This window comes from Arthrobacter sp. B0427-1-12 (genome assembly GCF_059092905.1).
In genome coordinates, this window is the sequence record NZ_JBNHIC010000209.1 from 1 (window position 1) to 478 (window position 478).

The 478-nt window shown below is 70.9% G+C and carries 1 protein-coding gene; it reads right to left on the minus strand.

All coding sequences use genetic code 11. The annotated features are described in order from the left end of the window. Nucleotides 1–79: 79 nt before the first annotated feature. The coding region (locus AC5RWU_RS24590; RefSeq protein ID WP_493986783.1) for a DUF2306 domain-containing protein at nt 80–478 on the minus strand (399 nt) is incomplete at its 5' end.

Sequence of the window (478 nt, forward strand, 5' to 3'; positions counted from 1 at the left end):
GCGCTTCATCAGGGCTGGGTAAGGTGCGGGTGCTTCCCCGCCCCGCACGAGGTCCGGACCCCGGTACACGCCCGTCCTCTCATCGGGAAGCTGCTGCATGGGGCTCGGTGGACCGGCCGGAGGCGCGGGACGTGCGCGCGGAGGGTTGGGGGCGGCGATGGATGACGTACTCGGCGACCGCAAGGTTGATGACCCAGGCTGCTCCCATGAGCACTGCCCGGGTCAGCTCGCCGGTGGGACCGATGAGGAGCATCCAGGGCAGGAACACCACGACCTGGGTGCCGGCGCCCAGGCCGATGGCGTAGGCGCGGGTCATCCACGCGCCGTGCCCGATGAAGTCCCGGCGCCCGATCGCAAGGACACCCAGGACGAGGCAGGCGACCATGGCCGAGCCGAAGACCAGCCGGAGGATGAGGAGGATCTCGCCGTCGCTGGCGGGCAGGGCGTAGAAGGCCGACATCCACAGGCCGGACAGGGC